This window comes from Pirellulaceae bacterium (assembly GCA_029243025.1).
GTDB lineage: Bacteria > Planctomycetota > Planctomycetia > Pirellulales > Pirellulaceae.
The window spans coordinates 46,518-65,830 of record JAQWSU010000053.1 but is presented as its reverse complement, the minus strand read 5'-3'; the positions used below and the strand labels follow the sequence as shown (position 1 = coordinate 65,830).

Below are 19,313 nucleotides of genomic sequence, written 5' to 3'. Positions count from 1 at the left end.
TCTACAAGCCATCTTGGCATTCGCTCAAGTCTGTTGAATAACAAATACTTCCCGTGGCCACCATTTCACTAACTTGATTCAACTGATTTCTTTTCTGATGAGTTAGGGAAGGCCAGAGGCGTTCCACCTCCGGCCCGCTAATCAGACATGCCGACCAATCAGTCCAAAAGACCGCCTCCCCCCCCAACCGCAAAATCACATCCGGGATCGTTGCCGCCGTAATTACGCCACGGTAAAAATCCTTTGGCAGTTCGGGGGTCAACGGAAATAACACATCACCCATTCGAAGATAGAGGAAACATCGTGGCAATCGCGACGTCTGTACCTTGGCAGCCTCAATCAAATCCGTGATGATTTTCGCGTCAATTTCAAATGCAGCCGGCAACGTAACGACCACCAACAATTCATTCGATTGCCACCAAAGACTTTGAAGTACTTCCACATGCAAATCCGCCTCGACGAATTTACGGTGGAACCCAAGTCGAAAATGCTCCAACATCGCCTCCACCTGCTTGTTCGCCTGACAACTCTCGGTGGCTGCTGTAGTTTGAACAATGTCGGCATGAGTTGTCAGGAAGGGTTGCGTCGAAAAAGCAGACCAAACATCTGAAATTGCCCCCATAATGAATTGGAGCGTATCCTTCACTAAGTCGTCATCTCGCGTCAAACACCGTGACTCTTTCTGATTCTTCAATCGTTCAAATAAATCACCCTGCTCGCGTTCAAAAGCATCTTCCCGCTGTAGAACAAGCTCTCCGGTTTGAAGTGCATTTTTCAAATTGCTAACTTCGGTTACCGCCTTGTAACAAATAGAATTCCTCAACAGCCTTTCATTCAAAAAGGCTTCGTCGTGAAAGCACATTGCAACAAATCGCACCCACCAGTAATTCAACTCCGCGTAATAAGCCTCTCGTTTCTTCAGTTCGTTTAATTCTGGCAGTTGATTCACAACGTCGGCACCAGCCATCAAAGTCCAGGTAGACTGGCCTTCTAAAAAGCGAAACCTGCGAACGAGATTGGTGTGCCACATACGTTCAAATTCACACTCCGTCATCACCACAGCTGGATAGTATTCAATCACACCGAAGGTCAGCGCATTCCACTTTCGCAATATTCGATCGGCAACAACTGCGTGTTCCCCACCGTTCTTGACGACGACAATGAAATCAATGTCACTTATCCCGGGAATCACAAGCGACTTATTTTTGCTAAGGCCACGGCAGAGGTAGACCGCAATCAAACCGGACCTACATTTGAGATCGGCGACTGCCAGCTTGGCCAGGCAGGTGTAAAGCAATCGATAAACCCACGCAATGGGACCGATAGCACTCATCACAACGAAGAGGCGCACCCAACCTTTCACAGATCTTCTGTCGTGCGACTTCATAAGCACATTCATTACGAAACAGACATTACGAAACAGACATTACGAAACAGAGTCACAAACAATAAGTAAACTGAGACCAATCTACTTAACCTAATTCCGGTTTACGAAACACAAACAGCATTAACTTCAGGATGTCCCCATTTCTCATCTGGCATTCGAGTTATTCGGAATAAATGAATTAACGGAAGTTGGCCCACTTAAATCAGCGATTCCACAGCAAGCCAAATATTTAATACTCGCCGTGCGGATTACACTGAGTTGAAAGCACCCTGTAGACGCCAACACCCATTGTTTTGTCATCGAATTTCACTGACGAGCAATCCTAGGACTTCGTCTTGGACAAACCAAAACGGCGAATACCGCACTTGAATAACACCGATCCTCTCACGCTATTCATGGTTGGGAACACCAAGGTTGCAATGCCACTGGCAGTGCTCCTGCGATCCATCCAGGAAACGAAGCAGGCCACGACCAATCTAGAAATCCATCTTTTTTGCAGCGACATCAACAAAAGAACACAACATCAAATACAAGCGTCGGTGCCGGCACTTGCTCTTCATTTCGAGAGTCTCAGGGAACTAATGCCAGTGGATTTGTTTCCAACGGAAAAACGCCTAGGCCAGGAGGCATGGGGACGCTTCTTTGCCGCAAATTACCTGGCAGAATCGCGTCAAACAGCTGTTTACCTAGACACAGACATCCTGGTCCGAAAAGATCTTTCCGAACTGTTTACGACCCGAATCGGTAACCATAGCCTTGCCGCGGTGCCGGCAATAAGCAACCCAACAATTTCCAGTCCTAACTCTGCGCTTTCAAGCATTTGGAGAGAACTGCACATTGCACCTGACACGCCCTATCTTCAATCGGGAGTACTGGTTTTCAACCTGACATCCTGGAAAGACCGTGAGACGACCGCAACCCTGCAAACACTCTGCCGAACTCATGGCCGTTATTTCCGGAATGACATGGACGCAATCAATCTGGCAACTGCCGGCCATTTTACACCGCTGCAACTCCGTTGGAATCAAACCCATGCATTGCGCTCACCCAAGACATGGGCATACACATTCTTTCCCATGGACGAGGTAGATGAGGCTTTGCGAGATCCTGCAATCATTCACTTTTCGGGTCTAGACAAGCCTTGGTATGGCGATCCCCATGATTCAGCTGAAAGCAGTTTGTGGTGGGATTATCTTTCACGAACCAGTTTCCAAAAATTTAGGCCATTGAAAGCTGCCAACGAATTCAGACGACTCAAAATCGCAATTCGCCGAAAGCTCACCCGTTAATCGCGTGACGGCTTGGCGACTTCAATCAAGCTATTCAGCTACAATTTTCGATTATTCAAAAAGAACCCCCAACCAGCTTTCCGCCAATTCGCAAAACATGAAACTCGTGACGCGTCTCGTGCCACTCGATTTGAAACAGACCAGACGAAACAACCTTTACCCATCAAAGAAGCATGACGGCGAAAAAGTGCTTGATTCATATCGGCATGCACAAGACAGGAAGTTCCTCAATTCAGCAGACCCTGTTCTATCGGCTGCAGGACCGTCGTTTTCACTATCTCAGTTTCGGCGATGTTTCTAGTGATAACGGGTTGATAACCCTGTTTGATTCATCAGCCAAATCAAGTTGGTTCATGAAAGACCAGGGTTGGTCGCTGGCAAAACTGCGGCGATTCAAAACGAAATGCCACAAGAAGCTACAATTAGCAAACAAGGAAGTCCGACAAAACAACAAGTCACTAATCCTATCCGGCGAAACAGTTTGGAGCTTAGCACCAGAAGACATCGCGCAAATGCGAGAGTCGCTTGTACAACAAAAGCTACGGCCAGTCATAATCGCCTACTTACGTCCACCAGCTGATTGGCTAGACAGCTGCTTCCAGCAAATCATAAAATCATTGGAGGTAACGGATCTACAAACATTCTTAACAAGGATCGAGGAACACAGTTCCCTGGACTTCGCTCCAAAAATTCGAGCGTTCGATAATCTGTTTGGCCGGGAGAATGTTCAGATTCATTTGTTCGATCCGAAAACATTCCCCGAAGGTTGTGTCGTTCGACATTTTCTTGCAAAGCAAGAAATTGAGTTAGACCCAAACTCGGTCATCCAGGTTAACGAAAGCCTTTCCTTTCCGGCTATCCAAATGTTGTTTTCGTGGCTTCAATTGATGCCACCGCAAATGAGGCGACGAATCGACAGGATTCGCCGCCTCATGCTCATCTCGCGGATGGCCCGCTTACCGGGCAAACGGATTTGTCTATCAAAGAATGTGATCGCCGATCAAATTGAGACTTTTGAGAAACAACGACCCTGGCTGGAACAGCGCCTCGGGCGGTCCATTCCCAGCAGCGTCCAAAACAGGGCGAATCAAGAGTGTATTGATGACGACCGAGATCTTTTTCGCTTTTCAGAAGAGAGTTTGAATTGGCTTTGCCGTGAATCAAACAGCCCACCCATTCGGAAGTTGCATGGCAAACAAGCGGCTCAGCAAGTCGCGGAACGGGTCGATCGCCTTTTTCGACGGCCTGATCTAACCTCATTTACCAGTTGGGCATCTGAAGAGTTGAGTAAACATCGCAAGAAACTCTTCAATCCGATCTGTTAGGATTACTGCATTTCGACCATCGAGGAAAATGGATGTTTTAGATCGCCGCCCCATCCGCCAAGGATCTCAACAATCACATTCGTAATGCGATCATCTCGAAAAAAGCGGACTAAACGTCTGGCGTACGCGAGAGGCAATATTTCTAGCCTCTTGCCTTAGGATATCCACATCGGTGTACAAGGGAATCTGCTTAAGTTGCCTCACCACCTGACGACTTAAATTGTCTCCAGATCGAGTGATTAAGACAGGCGCACCCGAATTCGCTGCGAGCCAGTCAAGCGTGCTCTGCGAATAATCGAAAAGAGAATCCTCGCTCCGAACATGGTCATCCAACACTGAATCCGTCGAGAAACAAAATGAGCAATCAAGACGCTGCTCCAACAAATCCTTTCGTTTCCAAAAGGCCGATTCCAGTTGTTTAAAAACAGCTGGATGAAACTTGAATTCCGAACCTTCCAATTCCAACATCTTTCGGACCAAAAGACTACGTTTCACTTGATCCTTCCAAGCCACTTGCTGGAGAGATGTAGACCGATCCAATGCGTAGACAAGTTTAACCGCATCCTGACTCAAACTCTCATTGCGACGAGTAGACTGCAGGGGTGTCATTCCCAGGCCGATCAAGCTGGAGAATTCTTGCGTTACGCAACCATTGGGAAATCTACTGGGATCGTAAGATGCCAATGTGACGTTTGCTGTTCCAAATACATGGTCCAACATTTTGATTTTCTTCCAGTAATCGACGGCAGCTTGTTCTGCCAGGAAACTATCCCAGTCCATCCGTTGCCACTTGACCAATTGCTGAAAAGCACTTGATAGATAATCAAGAACCGGACGCAAGAACGCCACAATCTGCACTTCGAATCCTCTGTCTTCGAAGAATTTCCGCAGATCACGATACTCAGCTTCATCAAATTTCCAACAGGTTTCTGACGACACGATGGGTGTTACATTATCGGCAAGAGCGTCCCGCAAACGCAGAGACCATTGCTTGTTTGCAGATCGCCTTAGCCTCTCCCTATTCGACGCAGAACTGTTGATACGACGAACCTTGAGATAGCGTTCACAATTTCCACCAAACAAGCAGAGAGCAGCCAGATTTCCTTGGCTAGAAGTTCCAGAAATAAATCGAAATCGGGAATCGCTCAGGCTATGCGCCAGGCTTGCTTGAATCGACGTCGTACCCGTTTTAGGAGATCCAATATGAACAATGACTTTTGACACTTCTGTTTCGCCTCAGCTCTACGAGCCGTTTCAATTACGTACTCTTAGCGCTTCGAATGAAATGGGGTTCGACCAACATTAAATTGTAACTCGCACATCAAGACAATATCCGAACAAAACATGGATCGAAACAGTCCAAAAGAGAACCAGCTTCCAAAGGAGTTTGCGACAACAGCCTTCGACTGTCGTTGGAAAGAAACCAATTTTCCTGTACTCGGCAATCGTTATCCAAGATCGACGGAATCTCAAAAGTAAATTTGCAGGCGAGACACGTAAATGACTTAGACAGTTCAGTTGCCGCCGCAGCGTAGAATTTCGCGTCACGGAGGTCGTTATCGCCCTTTTCCTGAAAGGAGGACAACGATTACGATTCGACAGACAGCATCAATCCACCTTCGCACGGGCAGATTGGATTCAATCCAGAATTGGCCGGATCGGACCATCCCACGTAATTCGTCAATTGTAAGCTTGCAGATACACATGCGATTTGTCCTTTTTCCTGCAAATTCTAGCGCCACGATTCGACTCGCGATTCACCTCGATCACCTAAAAACAATCTTCTACGAAATGCGCGCAGCCATTCCTCTTGCCAAGACCAGCTCCCATTTACTTACGTTCGGCAACTTACAGTCCAAGCTTCTTTGTTCAGCAAGCTTAACTTGCATCACATCCAAATTGACTTCAGAATCGATCAAACCATAATGGCCATATTGATTTCGAACCTCTTGATGGCTCAAAAGATCCACTATGTCATCTGCTCAATCACCCATTGAAATCACGGTTGTTGTTCCAGTTTTTCGTGGTGAGACAACATTAAAAAAACTGACTGAGGAGCTAAGTCCATGGACCAATGTGAGGCACACGGCAGACGGACTCTCGATGAAGATTTGCGAGGTGCTGTTGGTTCATGATTGCGGGCCAGATCAATCCCATCGGACCATTCAAGCTTTGGAACAGGAATATCCATGGATACGTGGCATTTGGTTATCGCGCAATTTTGGCCAACATGCTGCAACTCTGGCAGGCATGGCAACCTCAATCGGCGAGTGGGTGGTCACGATGGACGAAGATCTACAGCAAGCTCCAGCGGACATCGCCAAGTTACTCGATAAAGCCATTGCAGGGCCTTATCAGTTGGTTTACGCGAAACCGATAAATGTAGCTCCACACGGATTCTTGCGAAATTCAATGAGTCAGTTGGCAAAACGGATCGGCAGTTTCCTCTCCAAAGAGAGTCAAACCTTTCGGTTCAATTCCTTCCGACTGATTGAAGGCGAGGTTGCACGCAATCTGGCTGCCTATTGCGGCCGTGGTATTTACCTCGATATCGCGCTTTCCTGGGTCACTTCACGAGTTGGGTCATCACCCGTACGGCTCCGTCAGGAAGTGGGCCGCCCGTCCGGCTACTCATTCGTAAAGCTTTTAGCCCATTTTTGGCGAATGTTACTCTCTTCCGGTTCCCGCCCCTTGCGTTGGATCTCATTGTTGGGATTCGCATCACTGCTAATTGCCTTGATGGCCGCAGTCTTTGCAATCTACGCCAAATTAACTGGGATCGCAGAAGTGCCCGGCTGGGCTTCGCTTGTCGTATTGGTTGCCTTCTTTTCGGGGTGTAACTTGACGGCTCTGGGAGTCATCGCTGAATACCTCGCGTTGACCATGAATATTTCGATGGGTAAACCTCTTTATGTCGTCCTATCAAAACCAGCCGCAAATGGACACCAAGAGTCATGCAACCCATCACCTGGGTAGTTGGTGCTGGCGGTGTACTCGGAACCGCTCTCACTGCTAGTCTGAAAGTTCGAAACCGCCGCATGTTTTATCCGGCGAAACGTCTCGCTTGGGGTCGACCGGACTTGGCATGTACTCAAATCAAATCGCTCGTACAAAGATTCAGCGAATTGATTGATCCGGCAGTTGGATGGGAAATCTACTGGGCTGGCGGTGTGTCCTCGATGAACAGTTCAATCGACCAACTCACAATCGAAACTCGCTATCTTTCTCACTTAATCGATATGATTGGCAGCCAGTCGCGATTACTGAAAATTCCTGGATGCTTTTGTTTTTCCAGCTCCGCTGGAGCAATCTACAGCGCAGCATCGACAAGGTTACTGAATGAGGAATCGCCAGTCTGTCCTTCAACCAACTACGGCAAACAAAAGCTGATTCAAGAGCAGATCGTTTCAACTTCGAAACTTGCTAGATCAGGGAGTGCGATTTTTATCGCTCGCATTTCGACACTCTATGGAATTCAAGAACCGGGAAAACAACCGAAGGGATTAATTGCAATATTGGTGGATCATCTTTTGAAAAGGCAACCCACCCATGTCTTCGTACCCCTGGAAACGATCCGAGATTATCTCTGGTCACAGGATGCGGCAGAAATCCTTATCGAGTCATCAAAACGAGCCTTTGAGCAACGTCAATCGGTCATCAAAATCGTGAGTGCAGAGCGACCGACCACGATTGCAGAGTTGCTCCACACCATCCAACAAATCAGCAAACGGCGACATCTCATCACATCAGGTTTTCAACCAGAGAAAGCAAAGGCATACCAACCGTGTTTTCGATTTCAGTCAATCGTGTATCCTGACTTGTCGCATCTCGCCAAAACATCCTTGCAATCGGGGATATTCCAAATCATCGCCACAAGAAGAGCGGCCGGAGAGCCCCTTCGTTACAAACACAGCCTTGATGCCGGAAGGGTTCGTGATGGCACAGCCTGAATTCGATGAATTTTCCCAGAATTACGAAACACTGCTCGAAGATAGCATTGCGATCGGCGGCGAGGAATCGAGCTACTACCTGCGTTACAAAATTGGTGACGTCGCAAAGCATTATCCCCCTGATCAACAATCCAGCGCAGGCAGTTTAGAGATCCTCGATTTTGGAGCCGGAACAGGAAACGCAATTCCATTTTGGCATGAGTTTCTACCGAGCGGTCGCCTCACCTGCCTGGATGTTTCCTCACAAAGCTTAAAAGTAGCTGCCAAACGCCATCCCGACTTAGCCAACTTCATTGCCTATACACCACCGACCCTACCAATCGACGATGACCGATTTGACTTAGCCTATGCGGCCTGTGTTTTTCATCACATTGCCCCCGAAGATCGCATCGTGGTCCTCAAAGAGCTCTGGAGAATTCTTAAGCCCGGAGGCCAACTTTTCATTTACGAGCACAATCCTCACAATCCACTCACTCAGCGCGTGGTCCGTTCATGCCCTTTTGACAAAAACGCAAAACTGATTCGGGCGAAAGATTTATCTTTGCTGTTAAATTCGCTGGGATTTCAGCAAACCACCATTCGCTATCGCGTCTTCTTCCCCCGCTGTCTTCGTATTCTGCGGCCTTTCGAAGAGTTGCTAACCTGGCTTCCTCTTGGGGCACAATACTACACAACAAGCGTCAAGGCGACGTCCGATAACTCAGGATGAGATGGGTCCAATAATTCTTCGATCAGTTTTCCGAATCCAGATCACTCGGATTTGAAGCTTCCCGCCTTGGAACCTCCAGTAGCCAGAGCTTGGCAGCGGGACGCGGTGAAATCCCCCAACCGCTCGCGGCTATCTTCCAAGGTCCCTTCACTGCCACCACCTTCGGAAACTTACGGCGAATTGCAACGGGTAACTCGCGATCGATATTCTCCTTGGTTAGCGTACGTAACCGGCCCAACGTCATCAGCCAAAATCGACCAGCAGTGTCTCCCGAACGGCCTGGCTTTTTACTCCATTCCTCAAGGTCAATCATTGAAGCTCGGGGTAAAAATCCAGGTAAACAGGAAAACTCAAACATCGCGGCCCCTGCTTGGCTCCCCGTCCAGGATCGGCCAATCGTACATGCCGCTAACGGATAATGTGACGGGTACTCGCTAAGAATCGAGGTTAATTGACTCGTAACATGGTGGAAATGCACCGATCCGACATCCCTTGGTTCCTCAACCTGCAACACAAGACAAACAAGGACAGCCCCAACCATCGGCCAAATCCACTTGCCCCACATTCCATGCACGGCGAGCATCGCCGCACTGGGAACCGCAACCGAAACCAACGAACCGTATCGCATAAAAGCAACGTGCTGTGTTTCTCTCGCCAGATCTATAAGCAACACAGCACCAATCCCTAAGAGATACAGCAAACCCCAGATGCGCACTGAAGGCACTCGTCTTATTCCAATTACAACAACGAAAAACAGTAAGGCCCCCATTGCCACGGTAACCATTCGGTTATCCGGGTAACCGAAGATCCGAATCGGCAGGTCCATTGCCATTGGAAATACGGACTTCCAAACAGGTAGATCCCGATCGAGAAATCCTAGAGATCCTTTCGTGGACTCGGCGAATTTGATATGCCCCAGAAGAATCGGGCCCCAAGTCACAAGAAAGATTCCTGCAGAAATCACCACCGCTAAAAAGAAATGAACTCTCAATTTCCCTTTCAATTGAAACCAAGCCCACACACAAAGCGCGAAGCAAATCCCAACCGAAAAATAGTGGGTCATCATCATAGGCAAGGTCATCAATCCCAAGCACCACGACTTTGCGACGCCCCCGCCAAAAGCCTCAATACGGACCATTTGCCAAGCGGCGCAGGCAATCAACATTGACAACAAAGCATATCCACGAATATCAGTTGCCAGGTGAGCTTGAACGATTGAAAGACTCAGGATTAAACAGACAGCTGTCGCTAAACGTGCGCCTGCTTGAATTCGCAACGCTGAAAATACAAACGCGATCCCCACTAATGAACATAGCGCGCCATAGGATGACGCAATCCAACGACTACCACCAAAAAGTTCACGCCAGACCCGCAGCGAAATCGAATATAAGGGCGGGTGCATCGGCACACCTTCGGTCCAAATGCTAGAAAAGGACCGAGAATTCTCTAGATTGATCGGGGACTTGGCAACGGGAATCCAAACGCCAGCGTCCCATTGGATAGACCGTTCTTCTGCGCGACCGTTTGCCCCAGCAAGAATATACAGTTCATCAAAACTGAAATGGTGCTGCAACTCGGGGTAACGCACCAAAGAGGCAACAAGGAGACAACCAATTAAAAGAGCGATCTCGCTTCTCGTCCACCGTGCGTTCGTGCAATGTTTCTCCACAGCAACAACCAAAACCACATTAGTTAAGAGTGAATCAGAATGTGCGTTCTATTCAGGACGAATTACGGCAAACCATCACGACTGAATCATAGGGAATATAAAAACAATTCGTACGATTCATTTCGACGTAATCGAAAGCGTTCTCAGCAAGTTCGACATAATCGCAAGCGGAACGAATGTGGTCACCCCGATCCAATCCCAAAAAGATTTTAGCGATGCTCGATGTATTAGAATCAAGACAACCATCCAAAGTTAACAACCGACCATTTTGACGAAGTGCGTTACTCAATGCAACAAGAAGTTGTTTTGCCGTACGATCATCAAGGTGATGTAACACCCCATTGAGTAAGATAAGATCAAAGCTTTCCAGTTTCGCAATCATCTCCGAGACATCTTCTGTTTGGTGAAATGTCCCCATCGATCCAAACGTGGATTGGGCATAGGAGATGTATCTGGGGTCAATATCGATCCCAACGTAATCGACCTTCGGCAGATATTGGACCACGTAGCCTGGCCCGCATCCTACATCCAGAACGCGCTGCCCCGACTTGCATTCCGCATAAGCCTCAATGCAGGTTTTCCTCGCCCGCATTGCCCCCGTCAGAAACTGCAACAATAAATAGCAGCGAGGATGATTTAGTACCGACTTGAGTTTGCGCATTGAGAGTGACGTTTCGACTAAATACTCACCTTTGATTCAAACACTAATCGTATACTTCGAAAGCCACACCTCAATCGAATCGTTGCTGTCAGCATCCTTTTCTCGAGCAGCCGCCAGGTCCGGCGGCAAGATCACCCGAGGAAAAAAACCGGAGCTGCCGTACGACAGTCTCTCTATGCCTTCGAGAATTCGTGCACCCAAACAGGCTGATCTTGATCCCATTCCATGCCCTGATGCATCCGTTCAATCAACGCCCGGTACATGGCGAGACTCGGGTAGCCCTCTCGTTGAGCATCCTCTTCATCGATGTCTCCCCATCGTTCGTTTTTCAGGTCGGTAATCTCGAATTCAACACCTTCCAATTTGAATTTCTCGCCCGGGTAACCATAAACCCCAGCTCGGCGTTGCTGCGTCTTGGAACCATCCAGCGCGGCAGAGATTAGTTTTTCATGCGTAATAAGCCGATCGATCGAACACGTTTTTTCCGGATATTTGTTCGTCATGTTTTCCTTTCGCTCAAACTAAATGAAGGCCTACCCGATGAGACCGACGTTGTTGGAAGCCGGCTATCGGAGTCGAGTATTCTACACCTTCCCCCTCGTGTTCTCCGAGAGGGCATCGATGAAAAAGAGTCTCACTCTCCGACATTATGATGGCAGCAGAATTCTCGAATTCGGCTCACGATTCCATCTGACTTGAAATCCGCATCAATCGCCGATTGAATATCACTAACCGCAGGATCCGGCGTAAGAATAGCGGAGGATCCCCTCCTTTCCCAACGAGAAAAAGCGTTATCTCGGATAAAAGGTAACCGAATATGGCCCATCATTAATGCCAAACATTCAAGCCAACAGGGCGGATTATCGTCCAGAAGGCGATGTCCATTGCCACGTCACTCGCCTCGTGCAATCCGACAGACGGATAACGGAATTCCGCACCCGTTAGTCGTCGATTCCAACCTCGTTCAATTCACAATCCAGATGAAATCACCAATAATTAAGGCCACCAAGAACCACGCGTTTGCGAATCCGACAAGTGACACGCGGGACGGCATCGGTATCTCCAGCCCCCAAGCAGTCGCAAGCATTCGGCGATCCGCGACAGGCCTAGCCGCGGGCAGGGTGCAGGGTTGTTCAATCTGTTCATTTGGATCAACCGACGTGCGACTCCGCTGATAGAATCGGCTGAGTCTTTCCTCGCTTACCCGCGGTGCAAACAAACTGACGATGATGCCGACCGTCGAGGCACTGATCCTGTAGAACAAGATTTGCCACGGAAGGTAAACCACCGTTTTCTCACCGTCCTCCCAAAGCAAACGCAGTGATTCGGAAGACGGCAATTCGCCAATCCAGGCAATGAACCATGGCTGCGTCGAAATCCACCAAGTGGCAAAGCCAGTCAACGTCGTTGCCCACGCGCCTGCAACCGTCATTGGCCGCCACATGAAGCTAATCCAAAACACAACCCCCATCATCGGCGCAATCATGAACCAGATCTCAACCGCTTTGACAACGTTGGGAACCCAAACGCGAATATGACGCCCCCAGCGACGATCAGAATCGAAGCAATTCGACCCACTCAAACGTAATGAAGATCCGTTAATCCGAATAGCAGAAGCTTGTAGATATTTTCGGTGAACAGCGCGGCACTGCTGATCATGAACGAATCACAGGAACTCATCAGACCGGCCATCATCACCACAAAACAAAGTAATCTTTCCGGGAGCGACCGGGGAAAGCATAGACTTGTTGGTAATGGATGCGTGGATACCAGTCAAGCCAACGACTTCTGCCAAGATACAGGGTAACAGCATGAACGAGAAAGCGATTGTCAGAATACCTTGGATATAGTCCGTCACGATCGCGGCGCCCAATCCACCCGCCGTTCCGTAGACAACAAACATCAACGTGACGGCGATGATGGCGATATTCGCATCGATCATCCCGCCAGTTCCCGAATCAATCAACGCTCCCGCACCTTTGAGCATCAAGCCAATCTTCACACACATGCTGGCCATGCCAACCAAGGCGAACAACACGGCAACACTGCGATCGAAGCGCAACTCATACACATCCGCGGTGGTGACCGCTCGAAAACGTCGAAAGATGGGAGCGATCAGCTAATAAAAGGGCGTAACGAAGAGTCACAGCCACTGGTAACAGATGCCACTTCGGTCCAGCAATGAAGGTGGCCGACGCAACGGTCAGAGCTTAATCGGACGCCGTACCGGTTCCAAACGCAGGCATGATCATCATGCCTTTCCCGAACTTTCGTGGCATGAAATAGTCGTTCAGGCCTTTGACGCGTCGCCCCATCCAAAGCCCTATCGCCATGATAACAAGCAGATAAACACCAACCACGACTGTGTCAATCCAATGCAAGCTGATCGCCCCGCGTTCCAAGCTCATTCACCCTCTCCTCCTACCCTTTTTCGGTACACCTCAATGACTGCACTATTGTCGGATTCGCCCAAACCAAGCTGTTCGGCCTGTTCCAATATCGTTCTATGAATTTCGGACAATGGTGTTTTTGTGCCAGCCCGTTCGGCTTCAGACAGTATCAGACGTACATCTTTCAGATGTTGTGATAAACGAGCCTGAGGAGCAAAATCGGCCGCCACCATTTTCCCTCCTTTGGTTTCCATCACTCCTGAAACGGCAGGTGTCTGTTGCAGAATCTCCAATGTTGTCGCTGGGCTAAATCCTAGAGCCTCTGCAAACGTCAGTCCTTCTGCAAGAACCGCACGATGGAGCCCCAACATCAAATTGTGAACAAGTTTAAAACGTGATGCCGAACCCACAGCTCCAAGATAAAAGTATTGCTCGAGAATCATCTTGAGAAGCGGTTCCACTCGGGCCACAGTTGCCTCTTTTCCACCAATCAGCAGCGCGCCGGTACCGACACGCAATTGAGCGCTAGACGCAGCAACCGTCGCTTCGATGTAGTCCACGCCTCGCTGAGATAGAAATGCCCCGATGGCACACATTTCTTCAGGATCACCGGTGGTGGTATCAACAATCGTCGAATCCGCCTGCAGCACGGCCGCATTTTGTTCCAGAACATCGCGAGCAATGGCGCTGGTCGGCAGGCTCAAGATGACCACTTTGCAAGATGACAAGAGCCCCGGCACATCGTTGCTCGCCAAACCTCCCATGGCAGCGAGCGCATCCCGTCGCGTCGGGTCGATGTCAAACCCCAAAACGGTAACTCCGTGCCGGATCAATCGCTCTGCCAGAGCGGTACCGAGCAAACCAATCCCGATCAACCCAACCTGTGTGTCACTCTCGCGTTCCTTCATCATCCACTCATCACTCGTTTTAAATGTGCATGTGTATGCAGGCTTGTCGTCTTGCTAAGAACATCCGGAAATCACTGGCTAAAACTGTCACACTGCATCCCCACCAAGTTAGCACGGCGGCTATTCCGAGTCCCATCAACGCCTAGCTCTCACACCAGTTTCCGTATTCGACTACCACTTCGGGAGAATTACCTTCATGCAAAGGGGGGCCGGCACGATCATCGGCAGACCGATTGCTTACTGGACTCCAGCCCTAGTACTCTTCCACGGGAAATGATTCCCCTTGATTCGACTCTTAATCTGCAGAGTTTTTTTCTTGTTCTGAGCTACCCAAATACAGGTAATCCAGGCCAACCATGTAGCTTGGATCTGCTTTTGGATTGACACCAACGATCTCTATTTGCAATCTATTTCCTTGTTCCTTCAACCGATGCTTCCCAAACCTCAGCGGCCCTGTCGGAACGACCGTTGGGTGAAAAAGATCTAACTGTTCCACCAGCGTTTGATCATTGAGCGTCAGCTTGATAATTCCGTAATCTACTGCCTTGGTCAGCCCCAAAAATATCTCATATTCGATTGCACGAGGTGCGGCAAACTGAAGCGTGAGTTTGTCACCCGGCTTAGCTTGAATCCACCAGAGATGGCTGTCTTGGCTCCAGTTGCCGTCAGAGAACGCGACCATCTCTTGGGGATCAGATTTCCCTCCTGTGCGATCGATCACTGACATGGTTTCGCCTTCAATCGCACCGAACACGCGACGAGTCGCATCATCGTACTGAGGGGCGGTGCCGGGCAAGGTCACCTGCTTAGGGCTCGCCAAATATGCGATCAGATCTCGAATCTGATCGACTGTCATTTTGTCCAGTTGGCCTTCCGGCATCATCGACATCTTCGACAATTGCCGCTCGTCGATATCCGCTTTATCGACAACCAGTTTCTCAGTCGCGGTCTGCAGAACCACCGCAGAATCGGTCTCATCTTTGACAAGTCCCATGACAACTCGGCCGTTAGTGAGAATCATCTGGGTTGTTTGATAGTCTTTTCCAATCAACGCATTAGGATCGATAATGTTGTGCAAGACGTAATCCAAATTTGCGCGATTACTACCAGTAATGTCGGGACCAATCCGACTACCTTCGCCGAACAACAGATGGCACTTCGCACAACTCTTTTCATACAACGTCCGGCCATGCGACAGATCCGATTCTCCCAATCGATCACTGCTCAATTGTCGTTTCAGTGATTCGATTCGTCGCCTCTTGTCACCCGTACTCTGGCCGATTTGCCCCCAGACTCTTTCGATCTTTTTATTGAGTGCCTGGTCATTGAGCACGAGCAACTGCCGAATTGTGTAAGCGGTCACGTGTTCTCGCTTGACGGTCTGATCGGCAATGGCTTCTATGAGTCGATTTGCAAATGAGGCATGTGAGGACAAGGTGGCCAGCGCAGTGGCTTGTTCCCTCGGGGAAAAAGTTGAATAACGAGCAAGAATGGCGACAGGTATCGATTCGTCCTCATATCCGGCCATCGCTTGGATCGCCTTCAAACGCAACATATCATCGTCAAGCATTTCCAAAAGAAGTGGTAGAAGCTCGATGTCCTTTCCCGTGATCAATGCCGTCAAAGCGTTTTCACGGGACGAAGCATTTGCCTCTTGGTTTCTCGCAATTTCCCGCAATATTGGAAAGATGGATGCATCGCCAAACCTAACGGAAATCGCCAGCGCCTGATCGCGCAACTGATCGTCACTGCTCTGCGCTAACTTGGAATACAGCGCGGGCCATTCGACCGGCATGCTTAGCTTGCCTTGCCGCGAAAGGGCTTCGGCAACCTCACCAACCATTTGCTTCTGCAGGCCAATATCATCGGTGTTTTTGAGCAAGTCCAAGAGAGGGCCTCTGGTCTCTGGGTCTGCTGCAGCTCGGCGATACACGAATTGACGAACGACAGGGATCTTGGAACCCGTCACCAAGGCCAACGCGCGGTCAACGTTGTGTGGAACCAAAGGTTCCACACCGTACCAAATCATCAATGGAACGTTTTGGTCCGCCGCATCATCAGCATGCTGAAGCAGGCCTTTTGCAATTTGCCAGCGATCATCGAGCGGCAAACGCTGGAGGGCTGAAGCAAGATAGAGTCGAACCAGGGGTGAATCATCGCCAGCCGCCAACGGGATCCATTTGCCTAAATCATCGGCCTGACCGTCTTCAGCATCGAGCTGAATGGCCCAGGCTCGCAGGTACTCACTCTTGCGACCCTCAGCATTCAACAAGAATGTGCGGTCTTCCGCATGCAGCAAGCCGCAAACATGTAACACCCACGTTGCTCGCAAACGTCGCGAGACGGAAGGATGATCTTTCAGAATGGGCAGTAAGACATGTCGAACCGCTTCATGATTAAGTTTTTTCGCCGCGGCACGTTCTTGCAAGATTCGACGTGACACACGCACTTGCCATTCATTTTCGTGAAGCTGCAAATTGGCAAGCTGGCCGTCGCTCAACTTGGACAAGTCAACCGACCGCGGCTTGACTTCTCCGTAAGCAACTTGATAAACACGACCATTCGTCCGATCCCACCGCTCTTTGTCATCACGATGGCAAGCCTGCTTGTCATACCAATCGATCAGATAAACGCTACCGTCGGGTGCAAGACGCTGATTGATACAACGGAACCATTGGTCATTCGCAAATAAAAAGTCGTGACCATGGGAAGCCACGTAGCCACTACCGACCCGGTGCAGGACATCATTGTTAATACGATTTCCAAGCAGATTAGTCATAAAGATAGAATTACGGTATTGGTGAGGCCAATTGTCTCCCAAATAGATCATGGCGCCGCAATGGGCGTGTCCCCCTCCGGCGTCGTAGATGCTTTGGCTGTTGGCATTCTGGTCGCGTCCCCACCAAGCATGATCACTCACTTGCCCGGTAAAATGAGCATGATCAGCAATCGTTTTGATATCATCGTAGGTGTGCGAGTTTAGGTGCTGCCCTCCTTGCCGCTGGTATCGCCCACCCTGGCTCATGTGATACATATGCGGAATCACACAGGCTGTCATAAACGCATGTCCATACTCGTTGAAATCAACGCCCCAGGGATTACTCGTACCACGAGCAAAGGCCTCAAATTTATGGCGAACAGGATGGTACCTCCACACACCACAGGTCAATCGCATGCGTTCCGAATCATCGCAACCTGGCTTTCCGACATCACTGTAATTAAAAACACCATGGCAGCCGTAGAGCCAACCGTCTGGCCCCCAATTGAAAGCGTTAAGTGTCTCGTGAGTATCACGATAATCAAAACCATCAAGCAGGATTTCTGGTTCACCATCGGGTTGGTCGTCGCCATCGCGATCCGGGATAAACATGAAATAAGGTGCAGCGCCGACCCACACCCCTCCGAACCCAACTTCCAAACCGCTGATGAGATTTAGCTTGTCGGCAAAGACCTTTCGGTTATCAAACACGCCATCCAGATTGGTGTCCTCCAAGATGACAATCTTATCCTTCCCTTGTCCTTCTTTGGCCCGAATCGGATACTCATAGGCTTCCGCAATCCACAAGCGACCGCGATGATCAAATGTCATCGCAATCGGTTGATGGATCATGGGCTCACCCGCTGCCAACTGCACGCGAAAGCCCCGAGGAAGGGTCATCGCCGCGGCAGCCTCCTGCGGATCGAGTCCCGCTGCGTCGGGCTCACCTTGTTGGGTCGGTCGAGCAATATCGTCGATACCGATCTGCAAATCACGTTGTCCCTCACTAGCGGAAATTTTCGATCGCCCCTGAACGTGCAGATGAGTGCCCTTTTTGTTGCCAATGAGCACATCGGGCAGATTGTCACCATTGACATCCACCACATCCACTTCCATGCCTACCCCAGAATCATCGTCAATCTGCCTGGGTATCCATCTCACCGACTCTCCCGCTCGATCTCGTTGCAACTGAAACCAGTAAACAACCGCAGGGTGTCTTGATTGCACATCGCCCCTGGGACCATGTGCCCAATAACGCTTACCTGTCACAATATCTTTGAGACCATCACCATCGACATCTGCTAATTGCATGGCGTGAAGCTGCGAAAAGCAGATCCCATAGTCATTGTCGCTCGGCTTGGCCCCCATGATCAGATGACGTTTGAATTGCTGCGAGCCTAGATTTTCGAACCAGGCGAGCCCAAACCCGTGAGCATTCAAGGAACAAACCACATCATGATCGCGATCGCCGTCGACATCGTAAGCAAAGATCTGCGAAGAACCATGCCCTTCGCCGAAGGCCACCTTGTGCTGTTTCCACAGTTTTGCCTTCCCCGCCGGTTGTTCCCACCAACCATTTTTCTCGAGGAGGTCCAATCGACCATCACCGTTGACGTCCCCGACACCTAGACCATGCGTGAACTTTCCTCCCGCCGACTTATCGGAGATCCGAACAAACTTCCAGGGCAAAGCCGGATCATCGCGATTGACTTCGGCATAGCCAAAGAAGCCATCAACACTGCAAACGATCTCGCGACGGCCATCACCATTGATGTCGACAAACGTTGGCGATTCGTTGTCTAAGCCTTCCAATACTTTGTGGTGAGGCCAAAATCGATTAGCGCCCCGTGGGTTTTCGTACCACGATGCATCCTCCCCTGGAAATCCATAGACCAAGATGTCATCCCAACCATCCGCATTCAAGTCTTCCGTGAATGCAAAAAAATTGTTGGAATAACCATGCGGATCAATTGCGTCCTGCGCATAAAACTGGTGTTTCTGTTTCCAGTCGGGCCCCTCGTACCACCAAGGTCCGGAAGCAATGTCCAGATCGCCATCACGATCGAAATCACCGACCGTGGCTCCTTCACTGAAAAAATGCGGACTTAACTGAACCGTCTGCCAATCGACACGAATGGAGAAGTCTTTTTCCGCCGAACAATCGCTAATTAAAAAGGCGATCAGCAGTACGGCAAAATAACCGACCCAAGAAGACCGTAGGACCAGGGGTTCCATCTTCATCCACTGTACTCGCAATTGGTTACTCG

The 19,313-nt window shown here is 49.6% G+C and carries 15 protein-coding genes; 5 read left to right on the top strand and 10 right to left on the bottom strand.

Annotation, left to right across the window (positions count from 1 at the left end):
• Position 1: 1 nt before the first annotated feature.
• Positions 2-1,387, bottom strand: coding sequence for a hypothetical protein (locus P8N76_25885; protein ID MDG2385128.1), 1,386 nt, complete (start codon positions 1,385-1,387; stop codon positions 2-4).
• A gap of 335 nt (positions 1,388-1,722) precedes the next feature.
• On the opposite strand from P8N76_25885, the gene P8N76_25880 reads away from it, so the two are divergent.
• Complete coding sequence (locus P8N76_25880) at positions 1,723-2,676, top strand: glycosyltransferase (protein MDG2385127.1); 954 nt, start codon at positions 1,723-1,725, stop codon at positions 2,674-2,676.
• A 173-nt stretch (positions 2,677-2,849) separates the two neighbouring features.
• Entirely contained in the window at positions 2,850-4,001 is a 1,152-nt protein-coding gene (locus P8N76_25875; GenBank protein ID MDG2385126.1) for a hypothetical protein, read from the top strand.
• 90 nt (positions 4,002-4,091) lie between these two features.
• Here P8N76_25875 and P8N76_25870 read toward each other — a convergent pair whose 3' ends face one another.
• Entirely contained in the window at positions 4,092-5,225 is a 1,134-nt protein-coding gene (locus tag P8N76_25870) for a hypothetical protein (protein ID MDG2385125.1), read from the bottom strand.
• A 747-nt stretch (positions 5,226-5,972) separates the two neighbouring features.
• Here P8N76_25870 and P8N76_25865 point away from each other — a divergent pair.
• Genes P8N76_25865 through P8N76_25855 form a run of 3 tightly spaced genes read left to right on the top strand, consistent with a single transcriptional unit; the run spans position 5,973 to position 8,660 of the window.
• Positions 5,973-6,977: a glycosyltransferase gene (locus P8N76_25865; protein ID MDG2385124.1), complete on the top strand. Its 1,005-nt coding sequence runs from the start codon at positions 5,973-5,975 to the stop codon at positions 6,975-6,977.
• The gene (locus tag P8N76_25860; protein MDG2385123.1) at positions 6,956-7,951 is read left to right on the top strand and encodes an NAD-dependent epimerase/dehydratase family protein; all 996 of its coding nucleotides are present in this window, start codon (positions 6,956-6,958) and stop codon (positions 7,949-7,951) included. The genes P8N76_25865 and P8N76_25860 overlap by 22 nt, the downstream gene beginning before the upstream one ends.
• On the top strand, positions 7,938-8,660 hold the full coding sequence (locus P8N76_25855) for a class I SAM-dependent methyltransferase (GenBank protein MDG2385122.1): 723 nt from the start codon (positions 7,938-7,940) through the stop codon (positions 8,658-8,660). Before P8N76_25860 ends, P8N76_25855 begins: the two co-directional genes overlap by 14 nt.
• A 22-nt stretch (positions 8,661-8,682) precedes the next feature.
• On the opposite strand, the gene P8N76_25850 is transcribed toward P8N76_25855, so the two are convergent.
• From P8N76_25850 to P8N76_25815, 8 genes are all read right to left on the bottom strand, one after another.
• Complete coding sequence (locus tag P8N76_25850) at positions 8,683-10,062, bottom strand: glycosyltransferase family 39 protein (protein ID MDG2385121.1); 1,380 nt, start codon at positions 10,060-10,062, stop codon at positions 8,683-8,685.
• A gap of 319 nt (positions 10,063-10,381) precedes the next feature.
• Complete coding sequence (locus P8N76_25845; protein MDG2385120.1) at positions 10,382-10,990, bottom strand: class I SAM-dependent methyltransferase; 609 nt, start codon at positions 10,988-10,990, stop codon at positions 10,382-10,384.
• A gap of 173 nt (positions 10,991-11,163) precedes the next feature.
• A complete protein-coding gene (locus P8N76_25840; protein MDG2385119.1) occupies positions 11,164-11,493 on the bottom strand; it encodes a hypothetical protein in 330 nt (109 codons plus the stop codon).
• A gap of 461 nt (positions 11,494-11,954) precedes the next feature.
• On the bottom strand, positions 11,955-12,572 hold the full coding sequence (locus tag P8N76_25835) for a hypothetical protein (protein ID MDG2385118.1): 618 nt from the start codon (positions 12,570-12,572) through the stop codon (positions 11,955-11,957).
• Positions 12,573-12,656: 84 nt separating this feature from the next.
• Positions 12,657-13,097 (bottom strand): hypothetical protein, encoded by a 441-nt coding sequence (locus P8N76_25830; GenBank protein MDG2385117.1) that lies wholly within the window; start codon positions 13,095-13,097, stop codon positions 12,657-12,659.
• A gap of 103 nt (positions 13,098-13,200) precedes the next feature.
• Entirely contained in the window at positions 13,201-13,398 is a 198-nt protein-coding gene (locus P8N76_25825; GenBank protein ID MDG2385116.1) for a hypothetical protein, read from the bottom strand.
• Complete coding sequence (locus P8N76_25820; GenBank protein ID MDG2385115.1) at positions 13,395-14,291, bottom strand: NAD(P)-dependent oxidoreductase; 897 nt, start codon at positions 14,289-14,291, stop codon at positions 13,395-13,397. The genes P8N76_25825 and P8N76_25820 overlap by 4 nt, the downstream gene beginning before the upstream one ends.
• 292 nt (positions 14,292-14,583) lie before the next feature.
• Positions 14,584-19,287 (bottom strand): FG-GAP-like repeat-containing protein, encoded by a 4,704-nt coding sequence (locus P8N76_25815; protein MDG2385114.1) that lies wholly within the window; start codon positions 19,285-19,287, stop codon positions 14,584-14,586.
• Between the last annotated feature and the right edge of the window lie 26 nt (positions 19,288-19,313).